Origin of the sequence: Gymnodinialimonas sp. 202GB13-11 (assembly GCF_040932485.1) — a bacterium.
Classification (GTDB): domain Bacteria; phylum Pseudomonadota; class Alphaproteobacteria; order Rhodobacterales; family Rhodobacteraceae; genus Gymnodinialimonas; species Gymnodinialimonas hymeniacidonis.
The window spans coordinates 3,911,650-3,937,606 of the sequence record NZ_JBFRBH010000001.1 but is presented as its reverse complement, the minus strand read 5'-3'; the positions used below and the strand labels follow the sequence as shown (position 1 = coordinate 3,937,606).

The window sequence follows — 25,957 nt, the reverse complement described above, 5'->3', positions numbered from 1 at the left end:
CCGGGGGACCAGTCCCCCGGACCTCCTGGAGTTGTACGGCCAAGATCAAGGGGAGGCCTAGTGCCAGAACACCCCGGCCGGAGGAAGCGTTTGCCCTTCGAATTCCACTGAGTCGGGACTGTGATTGAAGACGAAGCGGGTGCGACCGGTGTCGCGGATGCGGATGTCTTTGGGCAGGTCGATCGGATCCAGGCCCGCAGCAATCGCGGCACGGGTCAGGATGCGTTGTATGGCGGTGGTATCAGGCCAGGCCGCGAGGTAGCTGAGGTGATGAGCGCGCACCATCAGGGGACGGTTCTGCGTGTCATGTTCGATCACGTCAGCCGTCGTCTCTATCTGTTCTCGCCACAGCTGATAGTGTCCGCCATCGGCAAAAGCCTCGGGACTGTCCGGACGCAGAGTTTCGACGCGCGATACGGTCACGTCGAGGTTCTTTATTGCAGGCGGTAGCGGCACGGGAATGCTGAGTGCGTGGGTCTTGGCGTTAGTGCGCGGACCGAGGACGACCTGCGCCTGCGTGTTGGCGATGGCGGCCTTAAGTGCATCTGTCAGGGTGATCGCGCCTGGGGCGAGGACGAGTTTGTAGCCATCGAGTGAAGCCGTGTCGGGCGGGATGATGTCGATGCTGAGACCCAGTTGACGCAGGCCCTTGTAGACGTCGAACACCAGTTGAAAATAGTCGTTGCCGATGCCTTGGGGTTGCGCTTCCCACGCCCACTGGGAGGCATAGTCGAACACGAGCGCCACGGGCGATTGCACACGCTCCACCTCTGGCATGTCTTGGAGGTCGCTGGCCACATGCGCGGCCTCTGCGAAGGCTTCGGCCTCAACGCTGTCGGGGCGAAGCAGGCCCGCGTGGTGTTGCTCCTGCGCGAAGGGCGCTTGGCGCCAGCGGAAGTAGGCCACGCATTCGGCGCCATGGGCAAAGGCTTCCCACGTCCAGAAGCGGACCATGCCGGGCAGTGGCGCGGGGTTTGACGGAGCCCAGTTCACCGGGCCGGGTTGTTGCTCCATGACCCACCAGCGGCCGTCCGTTCCAACAGCACGGTAGAGGTCGTGGTGGAAGGCCTGGAAATCCGGGTCACCTTGGCGGGCATAGTGGCGCTGGTCTTCTGGGCTCGCGCCGACACGGTCTTCGAGAAAGCCCAGAGGGTAGCTGTCCCACGTTGCGATTTCCATTTGGCGGCCAACATCGAAGTGATCGAATTCGGTCACGCGCCCCATGTAGTTGTGGCTGATCGGCGCGTCGGAGTGTGCGCGAATGGCGTCGACCTGCGCTTGATTGAAGCGGGCCACCTGATCGGAGGTGAAGCGGCGGAAGTCGAGGACATGGGCCGGGTTGGGCTCCGTCACGGTTAGGTTTGGCAGATCGATGTCTTCGAAGCTGGCGTATTCCATGGACCAGAATACGTTGCCCCACGCGCGATTGAGCGCATCGGGGGATTGGTATTTCTGCGCAAGCCAGTCGCGGAACGCATGTTCGGCGGATTTGGAGTAGCTGATCGTCGTGTCGTGGCAGCCGTATTCGTTATCGGTTTGCCAGGCGGCCACGCGCTGTCCGAAGCGCTCTGCAAGGAGGCATGTGATGCGAACACTTTCTTCCCTGTAGCCGTCATGCGAAAAGCAGTAATGGCGGCGAGAGCCGAATTTGCGGGCGTGGCCGTCGGCATCGACGGCGAGCATATCGGGGTGCTTCGTCAACATCCAACGCGGCGGTGTTGCGGTCGGGGTACCGAGGACGACCTTAAGGCCAGCATCTGTGAGTGTCGCAATGGCGCGGTCGAGCCAGTCGAACTGCAAGTTACCCGGGGTGGGTTCAAGACGGCTCCACGCGAATTCGCCGATGCGGACCCAAGTGAGCCCAAGATCGGCCATGCGGCGCGCGTCTTCGGCCCAGATCTTTTCGGGCCAATGTTCCGGGTAGTAGCAGGTGCCGAGGGTGCGTTTCATAGGAGAACTTGGTGTTCTTGCTGGCCCTTGAAGGTTACGTCTACACGAAGCGTCTTGCCGGAATGCGGGGCCGCGTCGATATCCGCGCCCGGCATGCCTTGGCGCGCAGAGGTGACGTAAAGCGCATCTGGACCGAAGGCGGGGCAAGTGGGCTGTGGGACGGGCAGCTCGACTTCTTCTAAAAGATCACCTGAGGGGCTGTAAACGCCGATGCGGGAGCCGCCCCATTCAGCACAGAGAAAACGGCCTTCTGCGTCGACCACGGCCCCATCGGGGTTCACGTCCGTATCGCGGTGGTCGAGGTAGATTTCGGGATCTGGGTCGGGCCAACCATCTTCGCCCAACGTGTAGCGCCAGACGAGTTGTTCGGCCGTGTCGGCGAAATAGGCGTGGCAGCCATCGGGGGTGAAACAGGTGGCATTCGGGATCGTCACGCCGGCGCGGATCTGGCGGAGTTCGCCCCGATAGAAGCGGTAGAGCGCCCCTGCACCGGTCTCGCCCTGATGGCCCATGGTGCCGATCCAAAACCCACCTTGTGGATCGGCGCGACCATCGTTGGAGCGGGTCACTTTATTGTCGGCCTCCAGCGGGAGGACATGCTCGGACGCGCCATCACGGAGGTTGAAGAGGAAGAGGTCGGTTTCGGAGGCGACCAGCAGGCGGTCTTCATCGACCCAACCGGCCGCTGACACGGAACGGTCGAAGTGCATTTGATGGCCGGTGGTGAGGAGTGTGTGGTTGAGGATGTCGAACCAGATCAATTGATTACGCAGAGGATGCCACAGAGGCCCCTCCCCCAGCAGGCAAGCACGATCATCGTGGATCGTGACGCTCATATGAGGGCGCCTTTGGTGGCGGTGTCGTAGGCATCAACGATCTTGGCGGCTTTGCGAGAGATGTCTTCAACGGACATGCCGGGCGTGTAGAGGGCAGACCCGATGCCAAAACCGTCCGCGCTGGCCGCAATCCATTCGCCGAAGTTATCAGGGCCAGCGCCACCTACGGCGTAGACTTGGGTGCCAACGGGCAGAACGGCCCGGATGGCCTTCAGACCGGAGGGGCCTGCCATGTTGCCGGGGAACAGTTTGAGGCCTGTGGCCCCTGCGTGGAGGGCGGCGAAGGCCTCTGTCGGGGTGAAGATGCCGGGCCACGAGGCCATGCCTTGATCCACGGAGGCTTTGATAACGTCACAGTCGGCATTGGGAGAGACAATGAGCGTGCCTCCAGCGGTCTTTACGTCGCTCACCTGTTGCTTGGTCAGCACCGTGCCTGCTCCAATGGTAGCCCGATCCCCGCAGGCGGAGGCCATTGCGGCGATGCTGTCGAGCGGATCAGGTGAATTCAGGGGCACTTCGATCGTTGTGATCCCAGCGGCAATGAGGGCCTCGGTCACGGGAACGGCCTCCGCCGGCGTGACGCCGCGGAGGATGGCGATGAGGTTACGGGGCATTACGCTGTCTCCGTCAGAGAGGCATGGACGCGGGCAAGGCCTGCGCGTGTCAGGGGGCCTGCATCATGGGTTTGCGCTTGCAGGCCTTGGGTTTTCAGGGCGCTGGCATAGGCGGAGGCGAGCGATGGGCTGCCTGCAATGGCGACCTCCTGACCCAGCCAATAGGGTTTTGTGGCCGCGAGTTCGGCCCCGATCAGATAGCCAGAGAGGCGCGCGCGCGCCGTTGTGGTGGCAAGGCCGTTCAGCACGTTCTCGGCGCGGAGGCCGAACAGGCGTTGGGCCAGCTTTTCGGGGCGCGAGATGGTGTCGGACACTGCCTCGGCAAAGGCGTCGGGGTCCTCGCCCGCCGCTCCTATAGAATGGCGGAGGACCGATTTCTCGGCCAGCAATTGAAAGAGCTCGCCGGTCATGCAGGTCTGGAAGCTGACGACCTCCTCGGCGCTGATGCGGGCCCATTTGGCGTGGGTGCCGGGCAGGCAAAGGACGCCGTCAAATTTCGGGAAGGCCGCTAGGAAGCCAGCGATCTGAGTTTCTTCGCCACGCATGACATCCGGGTGCTCAGCCTGGCTTAGGCCGGGGATGATCATAACGTTAAGGCGCGCATCTTTCGTGGGCGCGTGGACGGGCGAAAGGCAGCCGGGTTTGGTCGGGACAGAAACGTAGGGCGCTTCAAACCAGCCCTGCCTTGCGCCGACCATTCCACAGGCCATTATGGGCATTTTGCCTTGCCCGAGCCATGGTTCGATCAAGCGCAAAAGTGCGGGTTCGAACCCACCACGGTCCAGCGTTCCCATGCCGTCGGCACTTGTCGCTTCGGCCTTGGCCGTATCGCCGACCATGGCCCATGCGCGCAGGTGCGTTGTGCCCCAATCGACGGCGATCCAATCTGCGTATTTGGTGTTGCCGCTCATCCGGTTGTCACCACACCGCCGTCGATGACCATGCATTGGCCGGTCATCGCTTTGGAGGCTTTTGACGCAAGGAAAAGCGTGCCGCCAACGATATCCTCGGGCGCAAGATGCTCCTTCAAGCACATGCGTTCCATATGCGCGTCGAGGCCTTCGGGCGAGGCCCACATCTCAAGCTGCTTGTCGGTCAGTACCCAGCCGGGGGCGAGCGCGTTGACCCGGATGCGGTCCGGCCCGAATTCCCGCGCGAGGCTGCGGGTCATCGCAGTGATCCCGCCATTCGCAGTGGTGTAGGCCGGGTAGCCCGCATTGCCCATTATGTAGCTGATCGAAGACATGTTGATGATCGATCCACCACCCGCCGAGCGCATGCCGGCGATGACCGCCTGGCAGCCGAAGAAATAGGCTTTGAGGTTGATGGATTGCGACCAATCCCAGAACTCCTCATCCACCTCTTCGGTCTTGTGGCGTTTGTCGTTTGCGGCATTGTTGACCAGCACGGTGACGGGGCCATGGGCCTCCGCCGCTTCGGCGATCGTGGCGCGCAGACGGTCCGTATCAGTGATGTCACAAACAAGGCCGAGCGGGCGGTTGCCGGTCTTCTCTTCCATCTCCGCCATGAAATCATCGCTAGCAGAGCGTTGGACATAGGCCACCTTCGCGCCCTGACGTAGGAAACCTTCTGTTAGCGAGGCACCGATGCCCGAGCCTCCGCCAGTGATGTAGACGGAAGCGCCGTTCAGGTCCGGATAGATGGCAGTCTCGGTCATAGTCGCTGTCCTTCGACAACCCACATGGTGTCGGGGTAATTCCATGGCAAGGTGAGGCCGTGATGCATAAGCCATGCGCCGGAGACCTCAACCGGGCCGTCTTTCAGCGCGGGCATTCCGCGGGAAAGTGCCGGCGCGGTGCCGCGGTTCATCAGGGTGATGCGGTAGCGGGCATCGGGCTGCAGAGCGGTTAGGCGCAGGGGGCGCGGCGCGATCTGGTCGGATGTGGCGGCCTTCCCTGCGAAAACCACGAACTTGTCGCCTTCACGGGTCATCTGCTGTTCGGCCATGACCGCAGGATCAGCGCTGTCGAGGCGCAGGATATCCGCGCCGAGCATCCAGCTGCGGTTGTGTTTCCACCAGCTTGTGACCTCGCGCAGAACGGCCGTTTCGCGTTCGTCCAACTCACGCGGATCCATCTCGAATCCCATATGGCGTTGAGCGGCGACCCACGCACGGAAGGAGATGTCAAAGATACGGCCCGAGGTGTGGCAGCGACGTGGGCCGACATGGGAGCCGGTCACCGCGATGGGCAGGAACAGGGCCGCGTCGTGCTGGATGCGCAGGCGTTCCAGGGCGTCGTTGCTGTCGGACAGCCACACACGCTGCGTGCGTTTCATAATGCCAAAGTCGATGCGCCCGCCGCCAGAAGCGCAGCTTTCGATTTCCACATGCGGGAAGTCGGCGCGCAGCCGGTCGATCAGGGCATAGGAGCCACGCGTCTGGTCTGCATCGGGCATGGGCAGAACTCTGTTATGGTCCCACTTCACGTAGTCGATGGGGTGCGCGGCAAGGATCGCAGCCATCCGATCATAGATAAAATCGCGCACCTCGGGCAGACCCATGTTGAGGGCCTTTTGCTGACGGCCGAGGGTCTGATCTTCTGCCCCGAAAACCCAATCGGGCCGGGTGCGGAAGATGTCGCTGTCTTCGTTGATCATCTCCGGCTCGAACCAGATGCCGAAGGTCATGCCGAGGCCGTGCACATGGTCGATGAGTGGGTGCAGGCCTTCCGGATATTTGCGGGGGTCGACTTCCCAGTCAGAAAGCGAGCGTGTGTCATCGTCGCGCTGGCCGAACCAGCCATCGTCCAGCACAAAACGTTCGGCGCCTAGGTCGGCGGCACGATCCGCGATGTCCTTCAGGACGTCGAGTTTGTGGTCGAAGTAAACGGCTTCCCAGCAATTGTAATGCACCGGACGGGGGCGGTCAGGTTGCGGCCATGTCACGATCCGGTCACGCAGGTGGCGCTGGAAACTAACTGCGCAGCCGTTCAGGCCCTTGTGGGAATAGGTGACGTAGAGCGTCGCAGATTCAAAGGACTTCGCGGCTTGCGTTTCCATTCGGGCGGCGTGTCCGAACTGGATTTGGCGACGGCCATCGGGGAGCTCCTCGGCGATCATCTTGTGACCACCGGACCAGCCGTAGTGGAAGCCGTAGGCCTCCCCCTTCGTGTTGGTGCAGCCCGTTAGGGGGATCAGGAGACCCGGGAAATGCTCATGCCCCGTGCGTCCTGTGCGGTTTTCGCGGTAGCGCATACCGGCGGACCAGGCGGTGCGGTTCGTCTGGAACTCGCCCGTCCAACGGCCAGCGAAGTCGATCATCTCATCGCTTTGCTGGGGCGCAGGCAAGACCGGGGCGGCAAGCCAGTGCAGATGCACGGCGCGATTCGCCTCCAACCGAGTTTTAGCGGTGATGATGCGTGTCGAAGGATCGGTGGCAAATTCGAAGATCAGGATGAGGCCGTTGGCCTCGTCGGCGTAAGTGAGGCTCAGCCCCTCTTCGCTTTGCTCGTCCGAAGCGTAGCAGAATTTCGGAAGCAGGGGCGTGCCGTCGCCGTCGCGCAGGATCAGGCCGGGTTGGCCCGGGAACGTGCGCACCGCCTCGGGGCAGAGGGAAAGGTCTGGATTCTCGTCCAGCATGCCGCCGGTGACGTCGAGTTCATGCCCGCGATGGAGCGTCTCCAGATCTTCGTCCAACGGCAGCGGCGCGCCCCAATAGACGACCTGCGGCAGACGATCGCCGGTTGCAGCCAGAACCATGGTCTGGCGCCCGTCATCATCCAGCCGCCATGTCCTCACGGGTCGTGCTGAGTGCGTCGCCTTTGCCCCCACGGGCAAGCCGTCAGCGATGTCGCTGTCCAAGACCACATCCATGGCCGGTTTCCCTTATTTCACGGCGCCGAGCGTCAGGCCTGCGATGAAGTGCTTCTGCATCAGGAAGAACATGGCGACCGGCGGAATGGCTGCAACGATAGAGCCCGCAGACATCAGGTGATACATCGCACGGTACTGGCCATTAAAGGCTGTGATGCCAGCTGTCACGGGCTGACTTTCAGGACTTTGCGTCAAAACGACAGCCCAGAAGAAGTCATTCCAGATGAAGGTGAAGATCAGCACGCAAAGCGCTGCGATGGCGGGCTTCATCAGCGGCAGGACAACGAACCAGAAGATGCGCCATTCGCTGATGCCCTCGACGCGAGCTGCTTCGATCAACGCGCGGGGAAGCGCACGGATGAAGTTTCGCATGAACAGTGTGCAGAAACCCGTCTGGAACGCCACGTGGAACAAGATCAGGCCAAGGCGCGTGTCGTAAAGGCCCATCTGATCCGTCAAGTCCCGCACGGGCACCATGAGGATCTGGAAGGGCACGAAGTTGCCTGCGACAAACATGAAGAAGATCAGCAAGTTGCCTTTGAAGCGATACACGCCGAGCGCAAAGCCGGTCATGCAACTCAGCGCCACTGCCCCGAACATCGTCGGCACGGTGATGATAACCGAGTTCCACAAGTATTGCGGCATGGCGGATTGGGTGAACACCGTCATGTAGTTGGTGATCCCCTGGAAGCCGTTTTCGGGCCAGCCCCAGTAATTGCCGGTGGTGAAGTCCTCACCCGGTTTGATCGAGAACCAGATCACAGCCAGAAGCGGGATCAGCCAAACAAGAAGCGCGAGGGGAAGTACCGCGTTGTAAGCGACACGGGTGCCTTGGCCATACTGTTCAATTGGGCGTGGAAACATGAATCAAGCCCCCTTCTCGTCGCGCCACATCTTCCACAGGAAGCCGGCGATGTAGACCATCATGATGAGGAACAGGATCACGGCGATGGCGGAGCCATACCCCATCCGGAACCCGAATTCAGACAGCGCCACGTCATACATGTAGAACGCAAGCACGGAGGTATTGTAAAAGCCCGGGCCGCCATTCGTCATGATTGTGATAAGATCGAAGGAGCGCAGGGCGCCAATAACCGTGACCACGATGGCAATAAATGTGGCAGGCCAGAGTTGCGGCAGCACGACGTACCACAGCATCTTCGGACCCTTAGCACCATCAAGACGCGCGGCCTCAATCTGTTCGGGATCCACGGCATTCAGGCCGGTGAGATACAGGATCATGCAATAGGCCGTTTGCGGCCAGAGCCCTGCTGCGATGATGCCATAGGTGGCATAGTCGTTGGAGCCGAGGATGTTGGTGCGAGGACCGCCAAACCAACTTAGCACCTCGTTTAACAGGCCCTCGTTGGGCAGGTAAAACCAGCTGAAGACGAGGCCCACGACAACCTGAGATAGAACAAACGGAAAGAAGAAGAGCGACTTGTAAAGCCGCATCCCGAACACCTTCTGGTTCAGGAAGAGCGAGATGAAGAGACCACCAGGGATGGCCAGGAAGTACAGCACCAGCCAGATCACGTTGTTCTTGAGCGAAGTCCAGAAGAACGGATCAGACCAAAGATTGCGGTAATTCTCAAACCCGACATATTCGCCAGTCCAGACATTTTCACCGGTAGGCTCACACCCTTCGGTGCGGGCCGCGCGGTTGCCAAGCTCAGTACATTCAAGGTCGGTCATATCGCTACCAGCGACGGCGCGGTATTCTGGGGAATAGAGACCGTTCCACTCGTACGCGGAGATGTAGAAACTCTGAAAAATCGGGATGATCACATAGACCGCGAAGAACAGGAACGCGGGCAGCAGAAACAACCAGGGCGCAATCGCTTGCTGGCTGATCTTGGCCTTTGGTGCCGGATCGTTGCTGTGGATCGGGGTGTCGGTCGTGACAGATGCCATGCGTCCGGTCCTCTCGGATCTATCGTAAATTAGGCCGCCCTTGCCCTGGCGGGAGGGGAGTGTTCGGCCCGCGCGCGTGGCGGGCCGAACTGATCTCAGGTCAGGAGACGGGGATCAGTAGATCCGGCCGCGCGCCTGCTCGAGGATCTGCAGCACTTGGTCCAGGGTCGACGGATCAACCATGAACTGCTGGAAGCCCTGCATGGCGACCTGCGCCATTTCTGCCGGTGCGTCGCGGTCGAAGAACTGCGCGATGCCGCCGCCTGCATTGTTCGAGAGCATCTCGAAGCCCGCATTCAGGAACTCGTCATCATCGACGCCGGAGTTGGCGTTGACGGGCAGCTGACCCAGGTTATCACCGTTGTTGATGAGCGTCTGGTTCTCAGCAGAGGCCACGAACAGAAGGAACGCTTCCGCCGCTTCCACGTTCTCGGCGTTGGCCGCGATGTGGAACGTGTCGGTCGGTGCGTCTTCGCCCGGCTCGATCGACGGATCGATCTGCGGGAACTGGTAGAAGCCCAGCTGATCGTCGGTCAGGCCAGCTTCGCGCAGCGGTGCCACGGCGAAGTTACCCATCAGGTATGCGGCGGCTTCGCCGTTAACCATGAAGGGCAGCGCCTCCTGCCAGGAGTAGGTCTGGTGATCGTCGATGAACGCGCCCATTTCGATCAGTGTCGCCCAGTTTTCGAACGTCGCGCGAACACGATCGTCGGTCCACTCAACTTCACCGGCCGTCAGGGCCATGTGGAAGTCGTAGCCATTGGTGCGCATGTTGAGGTAGTCGAACCAACCACCAGCCGTCCAAAGGAACTTGGTGCCGATGGTGTAGCAGGCGCGACCAGAGTCGATGATGGCCTGACAGTTCGAAAGCTCTTCTTCCCAAGTGGTCGGCGCTTCAAGGCCGAGCTCAGCGAAGATGTCCTCACGGTAGTACACACCCCACTGGTAGTACGTATAAGGGACGCCCCAGATGCCGTCGTCCATAGTCATGGAACCTTGGGTCGAGGCCAGCTCTTCCGTCAGACCACCTTCTTCCCAGAGATCGGAGATATCCATGAACAGGCCCGCATCTACGTAGGGGGCCATGCGGTTGCCCGCGTACCAGTTCACAATGTCGGCAGTGCCGGACTGCAGAACGTTGCGGATCTGCGTTTTCCAGGCTTCGCGGTCGGTGATGACCAGCTCAACCTCAACCTCGGGGTTTTCCGCGGTGAAGCGGGCAACCATGTCTTCCATAACCGCGCGCGGCGCTGGGTTCGACATGTCCGAGAAGATACGCAGCGGACCCGAAACGCCGTGGCCGTCCGCATAAGCGACGCCCGAAAGCATAGTGGCAGCTGCCAGCGCCGTGGCGCTAGTTTTGAAGATGGATCGCATGGTGTCCTCCCTAGTGATCCGGTCTGAAATTTTGGTTCCATTATTTGAAACCTGGTTTCTTATATTGAAATCCTACGCTGACTCGGCCTAGGGTTGTCAACAGCAAAGCGCCGGGCAGGTCCCGGAAAAGCGCAAAATCTGCCCCTCGGCATGGAGGATGTTCGCGGGCCAGAAGTGGGAGGAAAACCTGTGGCAAGCGAGGCCAGCGACAGCTCTGACGGGACGGTGGGAAAGGCCCTTACGGTGCTCGACACCGTTGCCTCGTATGGGCGTCCCGTTCGATTCGGCGAGTTACTGGCAGACAGCCCATTCCCCAAGGCGACGCTGTATCGACTCATGCAGGTGCTCACCAAGCAAAGCATGCTTACCTATGACCCTGACAGGCAAACCTACGCCCCTGGATTGCGGCTTGTGAGACTGGCGCACTCAGCCTGGCAAAGCGCCTCACTCGCCCCGGTTGCGCGCCCTTATCTAGAGGCCCTTTCGGCGGAAGTCGGTGAGACGGTACACTTGGCGCAGCTGGATGGCGGTCAGGTTCTCTACGTCGACAAGATCAATGCCCGCGACCCGCTGCAGATGTACTCACAGGCAGGGAAAGTTGGCCCGGTCTATTGTACCGGTGTTGGCAAGGCGATGGCGGCCTTCCTGCCCGCGGCGGATCAGGAAAAGCTGCTTTTGCAGCAGAGTTACCATCCCTTCACCGCCCATACGCTTTCAACACCGGACGATCTGCGCGCTGAATTGCACGCGATTGTTGAGCGGGGGCATGCCTATGACCGCGAAGAACATGAGCCGGGGATTATTTGTGTCGCCGTGCCCATCATTACCCGTGCCGGACGTGTCTTGGGCGCAGTTTCGGTCACATCATCTACAGAGCGCACTAGCCTTGACGGGCTCGACGCGCACTTGCCGCGTATCAACGACGCGGTGTCATCCATTGCAGGGGAAGCGCAAGATTGGCGCTTCCCTGATGCAGCAGAATAACACGCGGACAGGGAGGAGACCGCAATGTCGGGCCTGCAACTAACGGACGTCATCAAGCGCTATGGTCAGACCCAAGTGATTCACGGAGTCGATTTGACCATTGAAGACGGCGAATTCTGCGTCTTCGTCGGCCCCTCGGGCTGCGGCAAGTCCACGCTCCTGCGCATGGTTGCAGGGCTGGAGGAAACCACGGAAGGTACGATCGAGATTGGGGCGCGCGATGTCACCCGCGCCGACCCCGCCGAGCGTGGCGTGGCGATGGTATTCCAAACCTACGCACTTTATCCGCATATGACGGTCGAACAGAATATGGGTTTTGGCCTGAAGATGAACGGCCACCCGGCTAACGAGATCAAAGAAAAGGTTTCGGAGGCATCGCGCATTCTCAAGCTGGACGATTATCTGGCACGCAAGCCAGTTGCGCTGTCCGGTGGCCAACGCCAGCGTGTCGCCATCGGCCGAGCGATTGTTCGTGGGCCAGAAGTGTTCCTGTTCGACGAGCCGCTGTCTAACCTAGACGCTGAATTGCGGGTAGAGATGCGAGTGGAAATCGCGCGCCTGCACAATGAAATTGGCGCGACGATGATCTATGTGACCCATGACCAGGTCGAAGCCATGACACTGGCCGACAAGATCGTGGTGTTGCGCGCGGGCTATATCGAGCAGGTCGGTGCGCCGCTACACCTCTACAATGATCCCGACAATAAATTCGTCGCAGGTTTTATCGGCAGCCCGGCTATGAACTTTTTCGACGGAGTGAATACCGGCGGCACCGTGACAGTCCCTGCGCTTGGCGGTGCCACAATGCGCGCCCCTGCAAGCCTGACTGCGGATGGACCGGTGACCGTTGGCGTGCGCCCAAACAAGGTTGCGCTGTCCGATGGCGGCACCCACACAGTCGATCTGTCTGAACGGTTAGGAGGGATCAGCTACCACTACGTCAACGCCCCTGATGGTTCACGGATTGTGGTTGAGGCGCACGATCAACATGCTCCGGCCCCCGGTTCAAAGACAGGGATCAGCTTTGACGTCGAAGATGCCTATTTCTTTGACGCGAAGACGGAACAGCGCCTGCGCTAACGCGCACTACTCGGCGGCGGCTTGTGTGCTGCGCGCCGGATCCACCATGGAAAACAGCCGTTCCGCTGCACCGGACTTTGGTTCAAGCGGGACGGTGAACCCGTTTGGCGCATCACGTAACGCTTCCCCCTGCGCGCCAAGGGCGAAGCCTGCGACCGGGAGTCCGGTGGCAAGCGCCTCACGCGTGGCAAAGGAGAAGGTCTCCGGCCAAACGGACGGCATAAGCCAGGCGCGGATGCCGTAAAGCCGCGCTAGCTCGGTAATCTCATCCCTTTCATAGGTACCGTGAACGATCACGTTACGTGGAAGGGGGATAGAGCTGTCGACCAATCCAATGACAACGAAGGTTTGGTGCGGATGGGCGGTGGCAAGTTCGCGGATAACCAGCGCACCTTTCTGGATATTCAGATGCCCCAAGATACCAACCCGCCGCCCCGATTGCTCTGCCATCCTCCGTACGGAGACCAGACGAAGATGGGGTCTCACCTTTACATTCGCGTTGCCATAGCCTTCCAAAAACAGACGGGCAGAGGCTTGTGAAAACGTGGTGACTTCGTCGCATTCCGCCACGAGCTTTCCCCAAGCGGCGCGCCAATCTGCCAACGTCAGGCGTGTTCCGTCGGGCCTGCGCGTGGCGTGGCATGGGTCTGACGTTTCAGGCGCTGGGACACCCGAAAACCCATTTCGCCCCAATAACGTGTAAGACGGCGACAGTGGGAAATAGTCATGCAGACGCATTAGAAGCCGATCCGACCTATCCGTGCGACGCAGAGACAACAGAATCTGCGGTAAACCAAAGGGATCAGAGTCGCCGACGCCGCAGGAATAGATCAGATCCAAAGCCTCGGCCGATGCGAGCAGACGGCGCACGAGATCGATATCATCAGTTCGACCCGCGAGAACTTGCCTGGCGACATGCACCTCTACTTGCCAACGCCTTAGTCCCCCAACACGCAAGACGACCGCAGCCTCGTGCCGAGCCATTTCAACGCGCAGTGCTGCTTCCGCGCCTCCACCCAAGGAGTGAGCTAGAAATACTGGCAATCGATCAACGCGCGCAGCAGCCAGTGCAATCGAAAGCGCAAGGCGCGGAGTGGCGAGGGGATCGTTCGATATGAACTGCTGAACCTCTGCGTCATAGCGCGGATAACGGCGGGAAATCTTAGCGCCAGCCACGCGGATGCGCGCCGATTTTTCCTTTGACCCGAAGCTTTGCCCGCCGACATGCTCAACGAACAGGCCCGGCTGGCAAAGATGGTTTGCACCCAAAGCACGCGTTTTCTGGCACCAATCGACCTCCTCGCCGTAGCCTCGCCCGAAAGCAGGGTCGAACCGAGGCACTCTGCGAAGCCAGTTGCGCGACAGAGCCATGCAAAAGCCCACGCCCGTTGGGATGGACGGCAATGGTACTGCGCCCAAGCGGCGAGCGACCGTGTCGATTTTGTCCGCCTCGCCATCACGCAAGGGGATGCCAGGTCCAATATCGGGCACAGACAGGATCTCAGCCGCATTTGACATCGGTGTGACCGAGGCGACTGACGGCTCATTCAAAGGATCACACAAACGATTGGCCCAATTCTCTGGAACCAATGCGTCGGAGTTCAGCAACACCACCGGCCCGTCGACATCTCGCGATAATGCATGGTCCAAGCCGGTGTTCACTGCCCCGACAAAGCCCAAGTTCTCATCCAAGCAAACCAGCGAAACACGGTCCGGATGTCGCGACGCCCATTGTGTCAGCCATGGGCGGACCGCTGGATCGGTCGAACCATCTTCAACAGCAACCAAGTGCCATGGGCAGTTTGTAAAACGCTCCACTCTCGTCAGACACTTCTTGAGCAATTCCAGCGCATTATAGACAGGCAGGACGATGGTGATTTCAGGCGTGCGGGTGCCAGCATTTGTAGAGGGTTCTTCTAGAAGCCAAGAACGCTCGATGTCGGCACCGCGTGTTGTGAGCTCCAACCCAAGGGCGCACTTCACGGCCATTTTTGCGCGTTCATCAGGGTTTCGCAGGTAGCGCAAAAGGGCTGGGGTGGCACGATAGATGTCGCGCAAGAAGGCCCGCATTAAACGGCAACGGCTCCGAGGATCGACCGGATCAGAGGGGTGCGCCACGATCGCGCTTTGGCGCATTATGCTTCCTCCGACCGCCTCAAGCCGCAGGTCGCGCGCTGTCGCCGGAATGGCGAAAGCGAAGCCTTGGTTGGGCGGTCCGCCCCGACGCGCCTTCACATCTGGACGCGGTACATCCGGCTTGAGGGCCTGGGCGCCGCCGGACCAACTCAAAATCACTTTTTTAGCGTTGACCCATCCCGATATTTCGACCTTGTCGCCTCGCCTCACTACCCGCTCAACCTGACCTGAGCGGCGCCAGAACGGCCCCAATGGCACGCTGCGTAACCGGCCAGCATGAACCGCTGCATAGCGCAGGTACAAAGCGTGTATGCGGCGAAGCAACCGGGCCTATCCTTTCAGAAGTGATGCGAGATAGCGGCCATAGCCCGACTTGCCGAACAGATCCGCACGGGCGGAAAGCTCAGCCTCGCCGATCCAGCCAAGTTCAAACGCAATCTCATCAGGTGAGCCAACTTGCAGGCCTTGTCGCTGCGTAAGTGTTCGCACGAAATTTCCAGCGTCCAGCAGGCTTTCGTGGGTTCCTGTATCAAGCCATGCATATCCGCGCCCCATGCGTTCCACGGTCAGAGCACCATCGGCAAGGTAGCTCTCCAAAAGGCTTGTGATTTCCAATTCGCCGCGGGGCGAGGGCGCAACAGCGGCGGCTCGGTCAGGCGCTGTTCCATCGAGATAGTAAAGACCCGTGACAGCGTATTGCGAAGGTGCGATCTCAGGCTTTTCGACAATCGCTCGGACGCTCCCGTCCTGTTCAAAATCCACAACGCCGTACCGCTCAGGATCAGTCACTCGGTAGCCGAAGACCGTTCCACCATCAGTTTTAGCATCGGCGACGGCCAAAACCGACGGCAGCCCGTGCCCGAAGAAAATGTTGTCGCCCAGAACCATGGCGGATGGTGCGCCATTCAGGAAATCACGTGCCAGCAGATACGCTTGTGCAAGCCCGTCCGGGCTAGGCTGTTCGATATATGTGAGGCTGAGTCCCCATTGGCTGCCATCACCCAAAGTGCGCTTGAATTGATCCTGATCCGTGGGGGTGGTGATAACCGCAATCTCGCGAATGCCAGACAGCATCAGGACCGAGAGGGGATAATAGATCATTGGCTTGTCATAGATCGGCAGAAGCTGCTTCGACACGCCGGTCGTTACCGGGTAAAGCCGCGTGCCGGACCCGCCGGCAAGTATGATCCCTTTGCGCGCCATTCTCTGCGCCTCCGTCCTTTAAGCCAAGTTGGTTTGGCCTAACGCGTCAGGCGGGTCTTGCCAATTGCCCGCCCGCTAACGGAGGGATGGCACAATAAGCGTTAACGGCGACTGAACGCATGTCAGGAATTGTGCAAGTGTTCCAAGACTTCTGCCAAACCCGCACGCCAATTGGGCCGCTGAAGCCCAAAAACGACTTCGGTCGACGTGCAATCGAGGCGGGAGTTTTTGGGGCGTTCTGCAGGGGTTGGGTAGGCGGAAGAAGGGATGTCCGTGACAGCGCACTGCAAATCAGCCTGATCGAAAATCTCGCGCGCAAAATCGGCCCAGGACGCATCCGGGCTGCCCGCGAAATGATAGGTGCCGCTTTTTCCCGGATCAGCAACCAAGGCTTCCGCCATCGTGACGCAGGCGGCGGCAATGTCACGTGCTGGGGTGGGCCCTCCAATTTGGTCCGCAACGATGGAAAGTGAGTCACGCTCCGCCCCAAGCCGCAGCATCGTTTTCACGAAATTCGCGCCATGGGCTGAAAAAACCCAAGCTGTGCGCATGATTGCGTGCGTGCCACCTGCCGCGCGCACTGCTTCTTCGCCCGCCAATTTGGTGCGGCCATAGGCGCCTAGGGGCGCCGTGGGCGCATCCGGGGTCCATGATGCCTCACCCGACCCATCGAAAACGTAGTCCGTCGAGATATGGACAAAAGGAATATTTTTTGCCGCGCAGGTTTGTGCCATGGCGGCGGGGGCTTTGGCGTTGACTAAATGGGCAGTGGCTTCCTCTTCTTCTGCCTTATCGACTGCGGTGTAGGCGGCTGCGTTGATAACCGCATCTGCATCGGTTGCCGCAATCAATGCCGCGCACTTTAACGGGTCTGTCAGATCGGCTTCCGCCCTGCCAAGCGTTTGCACCCCAAGGCGTGTCAGTTCCTGCGCGACCTGCCCGGTCTGTCCGAACGCCAGAAGCTTCATGCCTTGGTTCCCAGACGTCTGCCCACGCCGTCCCGCTTCTGCAGGGCGCGCCACCACTCTTCATTGTCGAGGAACCAATCCACTGTCCGCGCCAAGCCTTCTTCAACCGTCACGGAAGGCGTCCAACCCAATTCGTTCTGAATGCGAGATGCGTCAATCGCATAGCGCATGTCATGGCCTGGTCGGTCGGTGACAAAAGTAATTAGGTCTGCATGGGGGCTGGCGTCAGGCCGGCGTTCATCAAGCAACCCACAAATTGCGCGGACCAGGTCGATATTCCGCATCTCGTTATGACCGCCAATGTTGTAGCTTCGCCCAACTTGACCCTTCTCAAGAACCGTCAGAAGGGCGTCTGCATGATCCTCCACATAAAGCCAGTCACGCACGTTCTCACCGGTTCCATAGACTGGGATCGGCTCCCCTGCGAGGGCCTTGAGGATGACGACCGGGATCAGCTTTTCTGGAAAGTGGTAGGGACCGTAGTTGTTTGAACAATTCGTCAGCAAAACCGGCAGGCCGTAGGTCTCATGCCAGGCACGAACAAGGTGGTCCGAGGAGGCCTTGGATGCCGAATACGGACTGCGCGGATCGTACGGGGTGTCTTCCGTAAAGAGCCCGGTATCGCCAAGCGTGCCAAAAACCTCATCGGTAGAGACGTGGTGAAAGCGGAAGCTCTCCGGTCTTCCTTGCGCCTCCCAGTGCGCGCGCGCCGCATCCAACAGGGTGGCGGTGCCGGTGATGTTCGTATCGATGAAGGCAGCGGGCCCATCAATGGAACGGTCGACATGGGATTCGGCGGCAAGGTGCAGGATCGCGTCTGGATTATGGCTTAACAGAATACGGTCGAGTGCCGCGCGGTCGCGGATATCAGCTTGCTCGAATGTGTAAAGGCTCGACCGCGCGACGGGGGCAACATTGTCAAGACACGCAGCGTAGGTGAGCGCATCAAGGTTGATGACCTCATGCCCACGCTCGACAGCAAGGCGTACAACGGCCGAGCCAATGAACCCTGCGCCCCCAGTGACCAACACCTTCATGCCGCGCCCTCATAAGTGAAGGGACTCTCGAACCCAATGAAGGCGGGTGCGTCTGCATCCTTGCCAGAAAGAATCGGATTACCGGTTAGCTGCCAATCAATTCCAAGATCGGGATCGCTCCACAGCAATGCACCTTCCGTTTCGGGCGCGTAGGTGTCGGAGCATTTGTAGATGATCTCGGTGCCCGGTTCCCGCGTGATGAACCCGTGGGCAAAGCCTGCGGGGATCAGGAGCTGTTTTGCATTCTCAAAGGTCAGCTCGATCCCGAAATGCTGCCCATAGGTTGGGGAGCCGCGCCGAATATCGACCGCCACATCCCAAAGCCTTCCGCGCCCGCATCGCACGAGCTTGGCTTGTGCACGGGGCGGGGCCTGAAAGTGGAGGCCTCGAACGGTGTTCGTCTCGGCCGAGAGAGAGTGATTGTCTTGGACGAAAGTGATAGCGATGCCGTGCTCCGCGAGCTTCTCAGCATTGTACGTTTCACTGAAAAAGCCGCGTTCATCCCCAAAGCGCGGTGGCGTCAGGACCACAAGGCCCGGAAGGCCGGTTTCTTCAATATTCATGCCTGCGTCTGCTCCGCCTATGTTTCGCGGGACAATGCCATGGGGCTGCGTACCCCGCAACGGTTCGCGGCGGCTGTTAGTGCCAGTCGAAAAAGCCCGGTCCGGCCTGTTTGCGAAGGTCGGCGGCCATCTCAGCCCCGAGAGCCACCCCATCTTCCACCGGCGCTGTTCGGTCGTCTGTCAGCACCTCTGATCCATCTGGGCGCAGGATTTCACCACGCAAACGAAGGGTGCCACCGTCTAGTTCTGCCAATCCGGCAATGGGTGTCTGGCAAGAACCATCAAGTCCTTTGAGAAACGCGCGCTCGGCGGCAAGGCGTTGGCCGGTCGGGCCGTCGTGAATGGCCTCAAGCATCTTCGCCATGCGCATATCGTCTGCACGGCGCTCAATCCCGATGGCGCCTTGCGCGACAGCTGGAAGCATATCGGTCGTCTCAAGCGCCGATTTCACAACCTCTTCCATTCCAAGGCGGCGCAGACCTGCCATGGCGAGGAAGGTTGCCTCAGCCACACCGTCGCCAAGCTTCTTCATGCGCGTTTGAACGTTACCGCGGAATTCCACGACTTTCAGGTCTGGACGACGCGCCGCGAGTTGCGCCCGTCGCCGCAAGCTGGAGGAGCCGACAATCGCCCCCTCGGGCAACGCGGCCAAGCTGTCATGGTTCAACGAAACAAACGCGTCACGCACATCTTCGCGGGGTAGATAACAATCTAGGAGCAGCCCTTCAGGCTGATCTACGGGCATGTCTTTCATCGAGTGGACAGCGATGTCTATCTTGCCTGACAGCATGTCCTCCTCAATTTCCTTGGTGAAGAGGCCCTTGCCGCCCAATTCCTTCAAAGCGATGTCACGCTCAATCAGGCTACGATCATCACCGGTTGTCTTGATCACAACGATTTCGAACGCATCTTCAGGCAGATCGAAGGTACCCATCAAACGGGTGCGGGTTTCGAATGCTTGCGCCAAGGCCAGTGGCGAGCCACGGGTTCCGATACGCAATGGGGCGGCGGGGGTCGGCAGGTCGGTCGTCATGTATCCTCTCTAGCGGTGTCAACTTGGGTTGACAACGGGCGACAGCTTGACACTCATAAGGAGAGTGGCCAGACCCGCAATACGACCCTGAGGATAAGTCCTATGCCCGACAAGAAAAAACTTCTCCGTAGCCTTGCGGGTGAAACGATGGATGTGCCGCCCGTCTGGCTGATGCGGCAGGCCGGGCGATATCTGCCCGAGTATCGCGCGACACGTGCGCAGGCCGGGGATTTCCTTTCGCTTTGCTATAATCCGGAGCTTGCCGCTGAAGTTACACTTCAGCCTATTCGGCGCTATGGCTTCGATGCGGCGATCCTTTTTGCTGACATCCTGCTTATCCCGCAGGCCCTTGGTGCTGATCTTTGGTTCGTGACGGGAGAAGGCCCACGTCTTTCCACGATCACCGATGCCGCTGGCATGGATCGGATGAAGGGCAAGGACGATATCCATGAGACCCTGAACCCGATCTATGAGACCGTGAAGATCCTGTCGCAGGAACTTCCTAAGGAGACCACGCTAATCGGCTTTGCAGGCGCGCCCTGGACGGTTGCCACCTACATGATCGCCGGTCGCGGAACGCCGGATCAGGCCCCCGCCCACAAGTTGCGCGAAGAAGACCCACAGACTTTCCAGGCCCTGATCGACCTGCTGACGGATGCAACCATCGAATACCTCGACATGCAGGTGAAGGCCGGTGCTGAAGTGGTGAAGCTGTTCGACTCGTGGGCGGGCTCGCTTAAGGGAGAGGCCTTTGACGCATTCGCTCTGGCCCCGGCTAAACGCATCATCGCAGAACTAAAGTCACGTCACCCTGATCTTCCGGTGATAGCGTTCCCACGGGAAGCGGGCGACAAATACATCGGCTTTGCCAAAGCAGTTGGGGCAGACGCGTTGGCAATCGACACATCCGTCGACGCCACATGGGCCGCAGAGAACCTGCAGGGCGATACCTGCGTGCAGGGCAACCTCGATCCAAAACTGATGGTCACTGGTGGTGAGGCGCTGCAATCAGAAGCACGCAGGATTTGCGATGCGCTCAAAGGCGGGCCGCATATATTCAATCTCGGCCACGGGATTACACCGGATGCCGACCCCGAGAATGTGCATCGCCTTCTGGAAGCGATCCGGGGCTAATCGCGCTTTAGCGGTACGATGACGTTTTGTGCATTTGCGTGGGCCAATGCGCGCAAGCCCATCCGCGCTTGGCCGGAAACGCGCCGCAACCTTTGAACAAGACTCGGTTTGGCGCTCGGTTTGGCCTCTTTCCCAATTGCACTTTGCGTTTCGATGGGCGGGGCAAAGCCTTCTGCCTCGCAGCGATCAAGTTGACACGCAAGGGCTGGGACTGCTTGCCACGCGTTCAGGTCATAGGCAGCGCAAAGGATAGCATCTGCCAATCCAGGCGCTGTTGCCACGCGGGCCAGCAGTTTTCGCGCAGCGGAAGGCCAGAGTACGTAAGCCGCAGCACCTGTGCGATCTTGCCAAAGCCGGTGGAGCGGCAAGCCACCATGGGGCTCAACAGCGATGCGTTTGCGCCGACCACGGGTTTCCAGCGTTACAAATTCGGCCTCTGGAATGGAGGACAGTTGCGCCAAAAGATCAGGGACACCGGGCATCAGAACAGCGTCATCTTCAAGGATCAAATTCGGCGCATCTGAAGCTGCGACATACTCCCATGCGCTACGGTGGCTGGCGAAGGCAGCCATTTCCGTTGTGCGCAATGGGCGCTGCCAACAGGTCCAGTACGGACTGTCTTTGGCTGGAGTTAGCGTTTCCGGCGTTTTGGCTTCGAGGCGTTGGTAAGCAATGCCCAATCGCTCCAACTGACTTGCCTGGAACGCAAGACGTTCGGTTTCCGACGCAAGGTTTATAATCAAGGCTTTCAATTGCCCGACCCGGTGTTCGATCGGAGGAGCTCCAGATAGGCTTCCACAATCGCATCTTCGCCGAAGAAGGATTGTAAACGGTCGTGCCCGGCCTCGCCGAACTTTTCCCGAAGCGCGACTTCTGATTGGAGGCGTGAAAGCCCGGCCGCCATAGCCTCCACATCATCAATATCCGTGAGAATACCATCCACTTCATCACGCATGAACCATCCAGGCCCTTCAGAGCGCGTGGCCACAACCGGTTTCCGCGCTTGCCAAGCATCCAGTACGACATTTCCCAGCGGCTCATGGCGCGACGGAAAAATCACGGCGTCTGACGCGGAGAAATTATGGACGGGCTCATCCACCCACCCCAAGAACCTTACACGGTCCGAGATACCAATTTTGTCCACCAAGCCGCGCAAAGCGTCGTTTTCCTCGCCGTCGCCCATTATCCAGAGCCACGCGCCCTGCACCTTGGAGACCGCTCGGATCGCCGCATCCATGCCCTTGCGCGGAACAAACCGCCCGGCGGTGGCTACCAGAAAAGCATCTTCAGGCGTGTCGAAATCGGCGCGGCGCACAGGCATTGGCTGCACCGGTCGTGCAAAATTCGTGATCGTTGTGGCAGGCCTGTCCCAACCCAGTTCTTTCACATGCTCAGTGATCGCGGGTGTATTGGCAACGATGACTTCGCAGTTCTGGAAATGATCTAGGTGCGGCGGAAAATCCCCCAAGCGCACGATCTTCAGTGGACCCACGGGGTTTTTCTGCTGCAAACGGCCGGCACGCGGCGCCCAAGCGAAAACGACATCCGGCTTCCAGTCGCGAATGATGCGCCGGTATTCGGCACGCAGCCACCAACGCGACAGAGATAGGTAATTGTAGTTGTTCTCAATCGTTGGGCCGATTTCCACGATATGTTGGCGCCAGGTGCGGTTCGGACGAATGATGAATCGCTGCTCGATTCCGCCGTACCGGTCAAATGCCTGAACGAGATTCACGAAAAAACGCTCCGCCCCGCCCTCTTTGCCGAAACACATGTGAAGGATGCGCAAATTCTGGGTCACAGCACTAGCGCCCCCTCATCCGGTGCCAACGCAAACGCATCTGGTATCCAAGCTGGTAGCGCAGTTTGCGCCAACGCCCGGTCTTGTCCACGCTACGGCGCGCCTCGCCGATCGTTCCTGTTTTTGTATCCTGTTCTCCCACATGAATTGGGTTCGGTTGAACAAGTGAGATTGCAAGGCCGTGCTCCCAGAAAAATTTGTGATCTTCGTCAATCGGGCGGCAAAACGGGATCGAATGCGAAAGAAGATGCTGCGCAGCCTCCCGCGTGATCGCATATCCAAGCGTCGTGGACGGAACGCGATACGGGACCACGATGTCGTACTGGCCGACCAATGGCTCGGTGGCTGTGACCCGCGCAGGCGAAGAAATACTAAACAGCTTTGCGATGTCCCAATCCTGATGCCGATTTGCACACAGGGCTTCGAGCACGGAACGCAGGTCCTTTTCGGCCGCGAAATCATCTTCCAGCACTATACCACCAGGATCGACAGACGCGGCAATCCGTTTCCACGCTTCGATGTGGCTAAGATAGCAACCGATTTCGGCTGGAACGAGATCCTGTTTGTGGCGACGCGCGTTCCTGGCAGCGTCGTAAACTTTTGAAATTTCCTGATCGGACAACTTCCATCCGTTGACCGCATCGACCCGCTCAAAGGCCAGCTTTTGTGCATCAAGCTGGTGACGCACATTTTCCATTCTGGCTGTATTATCCGCCAGATTGATGATGTGGATTGGCCAGACCTTATCGCTCATGCGTTTTTACGGGCGTAGTGTACGGTTTTGTGCCGACGCGCCTTTATCTCGAAGCCAGCCGCCGACAGCGCCGTATTCATGAACGAGATTTTGTCTTCGCCAACAATGTGGGGATGAACCTCCACGATCATTGCGCGCACACCGGAAAGGTCAGCCGTCGTAAGCAGGTCGATCTCTGCGCCTTCCACATCCATAACGATCACATCGGGGCGAATGTCGTTCAGAACGCTTTCCATCGCGTGACTTTCGACAGTGATTTCATCAAGCGGTAAGTCGCGATTGATGAGAGATGAGGATAAAATGTTGGGGTCTTGGAAGAAACTGATCGGTCGGCCATCCACGGTGACAGCCTTCATCCGCAAGTCTGGCGTCAAGTTGTTGGCTGAATAGTTTGCCAGGATACATCCCTCGAGAGCGGGGTTCGCTTCATATGAGGTGACCTGCCCTTCGCCGGCGATTTTTGCGCACAGGATCGAGACGAAGCCAATGCCAGTCCCAACCTCTAGAACGCGATCGTTCGGGCGAAGGATGGCCTGAACCAATTCCGCCTCGACTGACTCGTAACGCCCCTTGAAGATGTGCCCGCGAACGGTTTCCGGAATATCCGAGGGGCCGGTGTGCAGGGTCACACCCCTGTGTTGGAACCGTTTCGTACCAACCATGATGTGCGAAGCACGGCGAATATTGCGGAATGGGTCGGCCACGAAATTGATCCTGAATTTGGAAGGCTTCGTTTAGCCGTTCCGCGCCTTGTGGAAAAGGGGCGTCACGTTTGTGACAGAAGCTGGCGATAGATCATGAGAATTGCTTTGGCTTCTCGTTCAATCGAAAAGTTCAGTTCGGCGTGGGCGCGGGCCGCCTTACCTGCAGCGTGACAGCCATCGGGATCGTCAAGGTATTTGGCAATCGCTGCTTGCATTTGCGGCCCGTTATCGGGGGGCACCAACGACCCAACCCCGTCCACGATCAATTCCGGGAACGCGCCGACAGTTGTGGCCACAACCGGCACACCACATGCCATTGCTTCCAGCGGGGTCAGTCCAAATCCCTCCCATCGCTGCGGCGCGACGAACAAATCGAGAATGCGATACCAGTCGGCCATCTCATGAACCGGGACCTCGGGAAGAAAGTGCACGCGATCGCTTAGCCCGGCCTCGTCAGCGAGCGACCGAAGGGCACGCTCATACTCGACATGTTTCTCAGTCGCGCGGCCCATGATAAGGGCATGAACCTTTGGCCGATCACGTAGCAGTGGGATCATCGCGTCAAGGAAATCACCCGTTCCCTTCTGGGCGCGGATCCGTCCGTAGCACCCCACCAGAATCCCGTCAGGCAATCCAAGTTTTGCCCGCAACTCCGCCCGTGCGGACACGGGCGAAAACTGCTCGGTATTGATGCCATGCAGGATGACATCTGCAGGGTGGTCCAGGTAGCTCGCAGTCTTCTGCGAAGTTGCGATCAAACGGTCCATGCGATTAATTAGCCATTTCGTGTATCCCGTATGGTTGCGCTGCGACGCTGACGTAAAAAGCAACTTCAACCGCTTTCGCAGCACATGCTTAAGGATCACACCGACCAACATCTCCGTATTGCGGCGGGCGTGCCAGACCCGTGCCCCATTTGGTCCTCGGCGAGACATGGTTATCATGCGCCACGGGGAAACCGTCGGCACGTGCGCTGGCATGTCTGGTGCAATGGCCGTCAACGCCATTTGCCGCGACTGTAACGGCACCAGCCGGACGATCGTCGCGGTCACGCCGCTGAGGCGCAGTTTGAAATTCGGCACCAGCACGTCGATTTGAGAGAGGTCAGGGCGGTTCGTCATGGGGCGCTTACTGCCCCAGTGCGCGCGTCAGGTCCACTTCGCAATCGGCGGAAGGCTCATCAGGACCGCGTTCGCATCATGGCCCGTCTCCAGACCAAATTTGGTACCGCGGTCATAGACAAGGTTGTATTCCGCGTAGAGCCCGCGATGCACCAGTTGCGCCTCGCGATCTGCCTCATCAAACGGCTCATGGCGGCGACGTTCCACACAACCCACAAAAGCGGGCAGGAAAGCACGACCTACATCTTGCGTGAACGCAAAATCGGCTTCCCAGTCACCCGTGTTCAGATCGTCATAGAAAATGCCGCCAACACCTCGAGCCCGATGCCGGTGCGGTACGTAGAAATACTCATCCGCCCAAGCCTTGAACTTGTCGTAGTAGGCCGGGTCGTGCTTGTCGCAATGCTCTTTCAGCACTCCATGGAAATGCGTCGTGTCGTCGTCATATTCGATGGCCGGGTTCAGGTCAGACCCGCCGCCAAACCACCACGCGTTCGGCGTCCAGAACATGCGCGTGTTCATGTGAACCGCTGGCACGCGTGGGTTTTGCATATGTGCGACAAGGCTGATGCCCGAAGCCCAGAACCGCGGGTCCGTTTCCATTCCGGGAACCCCGCGCGCGGCCATTGCCTTTTGCGCCCGCTCACCGAGCGTTCCGTAGACCGTTGAAACGTTCACGCCGACCTTCTCGAACACGCGCCCGCCGCGCATAACGCTCATCAGGCCGCCACCAGCATCCTCGCCATCATCGCCGGTGCGTTTGGTTTGCGTCACCTCAAACCGACCAGCGGCCCCGTCACCACCTTGCGTATCCTCCAGCCCCTCAAATGCCGCGACGATGTCGTCTCTCAAGCTGCGGAACCACGTGGAGGCGCGGGATTTATGGTCGTCGATCAGGTCTTTCATTGGGCCGC

The 25,957-nt window shown here is 59.5% G+C and carries 24 protein-coding genes; 3 read left to right on the top strand and 21 right to left on the bottom strand.

Features of this window, described 5'->3' with window-relative positions:
• Positions 1 to 57: 57 nt before the first annotated feature.
• The 9 genes from V8J81_RS20135 to V8J81_RS20095 form a co-directional block, all read right to left on the bottom strand.
• On the bottom strand, positions 58 to 1,950 hold the full coding sequence (locus V8J81_RS20135; protein WP_368477526.1) for a beta-galactosidase: 1,893 nt from the start codon (positions 1,948 to 1,950) through the stop codon (positions 58 to 60).
• The gene (locus V8J81_RS20130; RefSeq protein ID WP_368477525.1) at positions 1,947 to 2,786 is read right to left on the bottom strand and encodes an SMP-30/gluconolactonase/LRE family protein; all 840 of its coding nucleotides are present in this window, start codon (positions 2,784 to 2,786) and stop codon (positions 1,947 to 1,949) included. Before V8J81_RS20130 ends, V8J81_RS20135 begins: the two co-directional genes overlap by 4 nt.
• Entirely contained in the window at positions 2,783 to 3,400 is a 618-nt protein-coding gene (locus V8J81_RS20125) for a 2-dehydro-3-deoxy-6-phosphogalactonate aldolase (RefSeq protein ID WP_368477524.1), read from the bottom strand. The genes V8J81_RS20130 and V8J81_RS20125 overlap by 4 nt, the downstream gene beginning before the upstream one ends.
• On the bottom strand, positions 3,400 to 4,311 hold the full coding sequence (locus tag V8J81_RS20120) for a 2-dehydro-3-deoxygalactonokinase (protein ID WP_368477523.1): 912 nt from the start codon (positions 4,309 to 4,311) through the stop codon (positions 3,400 to 3,402). Before V8J81_RS20120 ends, V8J81_RS20125 begins: the two co-directional genes overlap by 1 nt.
• Complete coding sequence (locus V8J81_RS20115) at positions 4,308 to 5,078, bottom strand: SDR family NAD(P)-dependent oxidoreductase (protein ID WP_368477522.1); 771 nt, start codon at positions 5,076 to 5,078, stop codon at positions 4,308 to 4,310. The genes V8J81_RS20120 and V8J81_RS20115 overlap by 4 nt, the downstream gene beginning before the upstream one ends.
• On the bottom strand, positions 5,075 to 7,120 hold the full coding sequence (locus V8J81_RS20110) for an alpha-galactosidase (RefSeq protein ID WP_368477691.1): 2,046 nt from the start codon (positions 7,118 to 7,120) through the stop codon (positions 5,075 to 5,077). Before V8J81_RS20110 ends, V8J81_RS20115 begins: the two co-directional genes overlap by 4 nt.
• 126 nt (positions 7,121 to 7,246) lie before the next feature.
• Positions 7,247 to 8,098: a carbohydrate ABC transporter permease gene (locus tag V8J81_RS20105; RefSeq protein WP_368477521.1), complete on the bottom strand. Its 852-nt coding sequence runs from the start codon at positions 8,096 to 8,098 to the stop codon at positions 7,247 to 7,249.
• 3 nt (positions 8,099 to 8,101) lie between these two features.
• Positions 8,102 to 9,148: a carbohydrate ABC transporter permease gene (locus V8J81_RS20100; RefSeq protein WP_368477520.1), complete on the bottom strand. Its 1,047-nt coding sequence runs from the start codon at positions 9,146 to 9,148 to the stop codon at positions 8,102 to 8,104.
• A 114-nt stretch (positions 9,149 to 9,262) separates the two neighbouring features.
• Positions 9,263 to 10,525, bottom strand: coding sequence for an ABC transporter substrate-binding protein (locus tag V8J81_RS20095; RefSeq protein ID WP_368477519.1), 1,263 nt, complete (start codon positions 10,523 to 10,525; stop codon positions 9,263 to 9,265).
• Between the two features lie 150 nt (positions 10,526 to 10,675).
• On the opposite strand from V8J81_RS20095, the gene V8J81_RS20090 reads away from it, so the two are divergent.
• Together V8J81_RS20090 and V8J81_RS20085 are read left to right on the top strand one after the other, a co-directional pair.
• Positions 10,676 to 11,509, top strand: a complete 834-nt coding sequence (locus V8J81_RS20090) for an IclR family transcriptional regulator (protein WP_368477518.1) — start codon at positions 10,676 to 10,678, stop codon at positions 11,507 to 11,509.
• A 24-nt stretch (positions 11,510 to 11,533) separates the two neighbouring features.
• Positions 11,534 to 12,589: an ABC transporter ATP-binding protein gene (locus V8J81_RS20085; protein WP_368477517.1), complete on the top strand. Its 1,056-nt coding sequence runs from the start codon at positions 11,534 to 11,536 to the stop codon at positions 12,587 to 12,589.
• A 6-nt stretch (positions 12,590 to 12,595) separates the two neighbouring features.
• Here the strand turns inward: V8J81_RS20085 and V8J81_RS20080 are convergent, their stop codons facing one another.
• The 6 genes from V8J81_RS20080 to hemC form a co-directional block, all read right to left on the bottom strand.
• A complete protein-coding gene (locus V8J81_RS20080; RefSeq protein WP_368477516.1) occupies positions 12,596 to 14,578 on the bottom strand; it encodes a glycosyltransferase in 1,983 nt (660 codons plus the stop codon).
• A gap of 477 nt (positions 14,579 to 15,055) precedes the next feature.
• Positions 15,056 to 15,928, bottom strand: coding sequence for a glucose-1-phosphate thymidylyltransferase RfbA (gene rfbA, locus V8J81_RS20075; RefSeq protein WP_368477515.1), 873 nt, complete (start codon positions 15,926 to 15,928; stop codon positions 15,056 to 15,058).
• Between the two features lie 122 nt (positions 15,929 to 16,050).
• The gene (gene rfbD / locus V8J81_RS20070; RefSeq protein WP_368477514.1) at positions 16,051 to 16,896 is read right to left on the bottom strand and encodes a dTDP-4-dehydrorhamnose reductase; all 846 of its coding nucleotides are present in this window, start codon (positions 16,894 to 16,896) and stop codon (positions 16,051 to 16,053) included.
• On the bottom strand, positions 16,893 to 17,933 hold the full coding sequence (rfbB, locus tag V8J81_RS20065) for a dTDP-glucose 4,6-dehydratase (protein WP_368477513.1): 1,041 nt from the start codon (positions 17,931 to 17,933) through the stop codon (positions 16,893 to 16,895). The genes rfbD and rfbB overlap by 4 nt, the downstream gene beginning before the upstream one ends.
• Positions 17,930 to 18,496 carry a dTDP-4-dehydrorhamnose 3,5-epimerase gene (gene rfbC / locus V8J81_RS20060; protein ID WP_368477512.1) on the bottom strand — a complete coding sequence of 189 codons (567 nt, stop codon included), beginning with the start codon at positions 18,494 to 18,496 and terminating at the stop codon, positions 17,930 to 17,932. The genes rfbB and rfbC overlap by 4 nt, the downstream gene beginning before the upstream one ends.
• Before the next feature lie 76 nt (positions 18,497 to 18,572).
• Positions 18,573 to 19,529: a hydroxymethylbilane synthase gene (gene hemC / locus V8J81_RS20055; RefSeq protein ID WP_368477511.1), complete on the bottom strand. Its 957-nt coding sequence runs from the start codon at positions 19,527 to 19,529 to the stop codon at positions 18,573 to 18,575.
• Between the two features lie 102 nt (positions 19,530 to 19,631).
• Here hemC and hemE point away from each other — a divergent pair, with 102 nt between their 5' ends.
• A complete protein-coding gene (gene hemE, locus V8J81_RS20050; protein WP_368477510.1) occupies positions 19,632 to 20,663 on the top strand; it encodes a uroporphyrinogen decarboxylase in 1,032 nt (343 codons plus the stop codon).
• Here the strand turns inward: hemE and V8J81_RS20045 are convergent.
• The 6 genes from V8J81_RS20045 to hemF all read right to left on the bottom strand — a co-directional run bounded on the left by V8J81_RS20045 (position 20,660) and on the right by hemF (position 25,949).
• A complete protein-coding gene (locus V8J81_RS20045; RefSeq protein WP_368477690.1) occupies positions 20,660 to 21,406 on the bottom strand; it encodes a glycosyltransferase family 25 protein in 747 nt (248 codons plus the stop codon). The two genes, hemE and V8J81_RS20045, sit on opposite strands and share 4 nt — an antisense overlap.
• A 5-nt stretch (positions 21,407 to 21,411) precedes the next feature.
• Positions 21,412 to 22,464, bottom strand: coding sequence for a glycosyltransferase (locus tag V8J81_RS20040; RefSeq protein ID WP_368477509.1), 1,053 nt, complete (start codon positions 22,462 to 22,464; stop codon positions 21,412 to 21,414).
• 4 nt (positions 22,465 to 22,468) lie between these two features.
• Positions 22,469 to 23,218, bottom strand: a complete 750-nt coding sequence (locus tag V8J81_RS20035) for a glycosyltransferase family 25 protein (protein ID WP_368477508.1) — start codon at positions 23,216 to 23,218, stop codon at positions 22,469 to 22,471.
• Positions 23,215 to 23,922 carry an FkbM family methyltransferase gene (locus V8J81_RS20030; RefSeq protein WP_368477507.1) on the bottom strand — a complete coding sequence of 236 codons (708 nt, stop codon included), beginning with the start codon at positions 23,920 to 23,922 and terminating at the stop codon, positions 23,215 to 23,217. Before V8J81_RS20030 ends, V8J81_RS20035 begins: the two co-directional genes overlap by 4 nt.
• Positions 23,923 to 23,984: 62 nt before the next feature.
• The gene (locus V8J81_RS20025; RefSeq protein WP_368477506.1) at positions 23,985 to 25,043 is read right to left on the bottom strand and encodes a glycosyltransferase family 4 protein; all 1,059 of its coding nucleotides are present in this window, start codon (positions 25,041 to 25,043) and stop codon (positions 23,985 to 23,987) included.
• Between the two features lie 27 nt (positions 25,044 to 25,070).
• Entirely contained in the window at positions 25,071 to 25,949 is an 879-nt protein-coding gene (gene hemF / locus V8J81_RS20020; RefSeq protein WP_368477505.1) for an oxygen-dependent coproporphyrinogen oxidase, read from the bottom strand.
• Between the last annotated feature and the right edge of the window lie 8 nt (positions 25,950 to 25,957).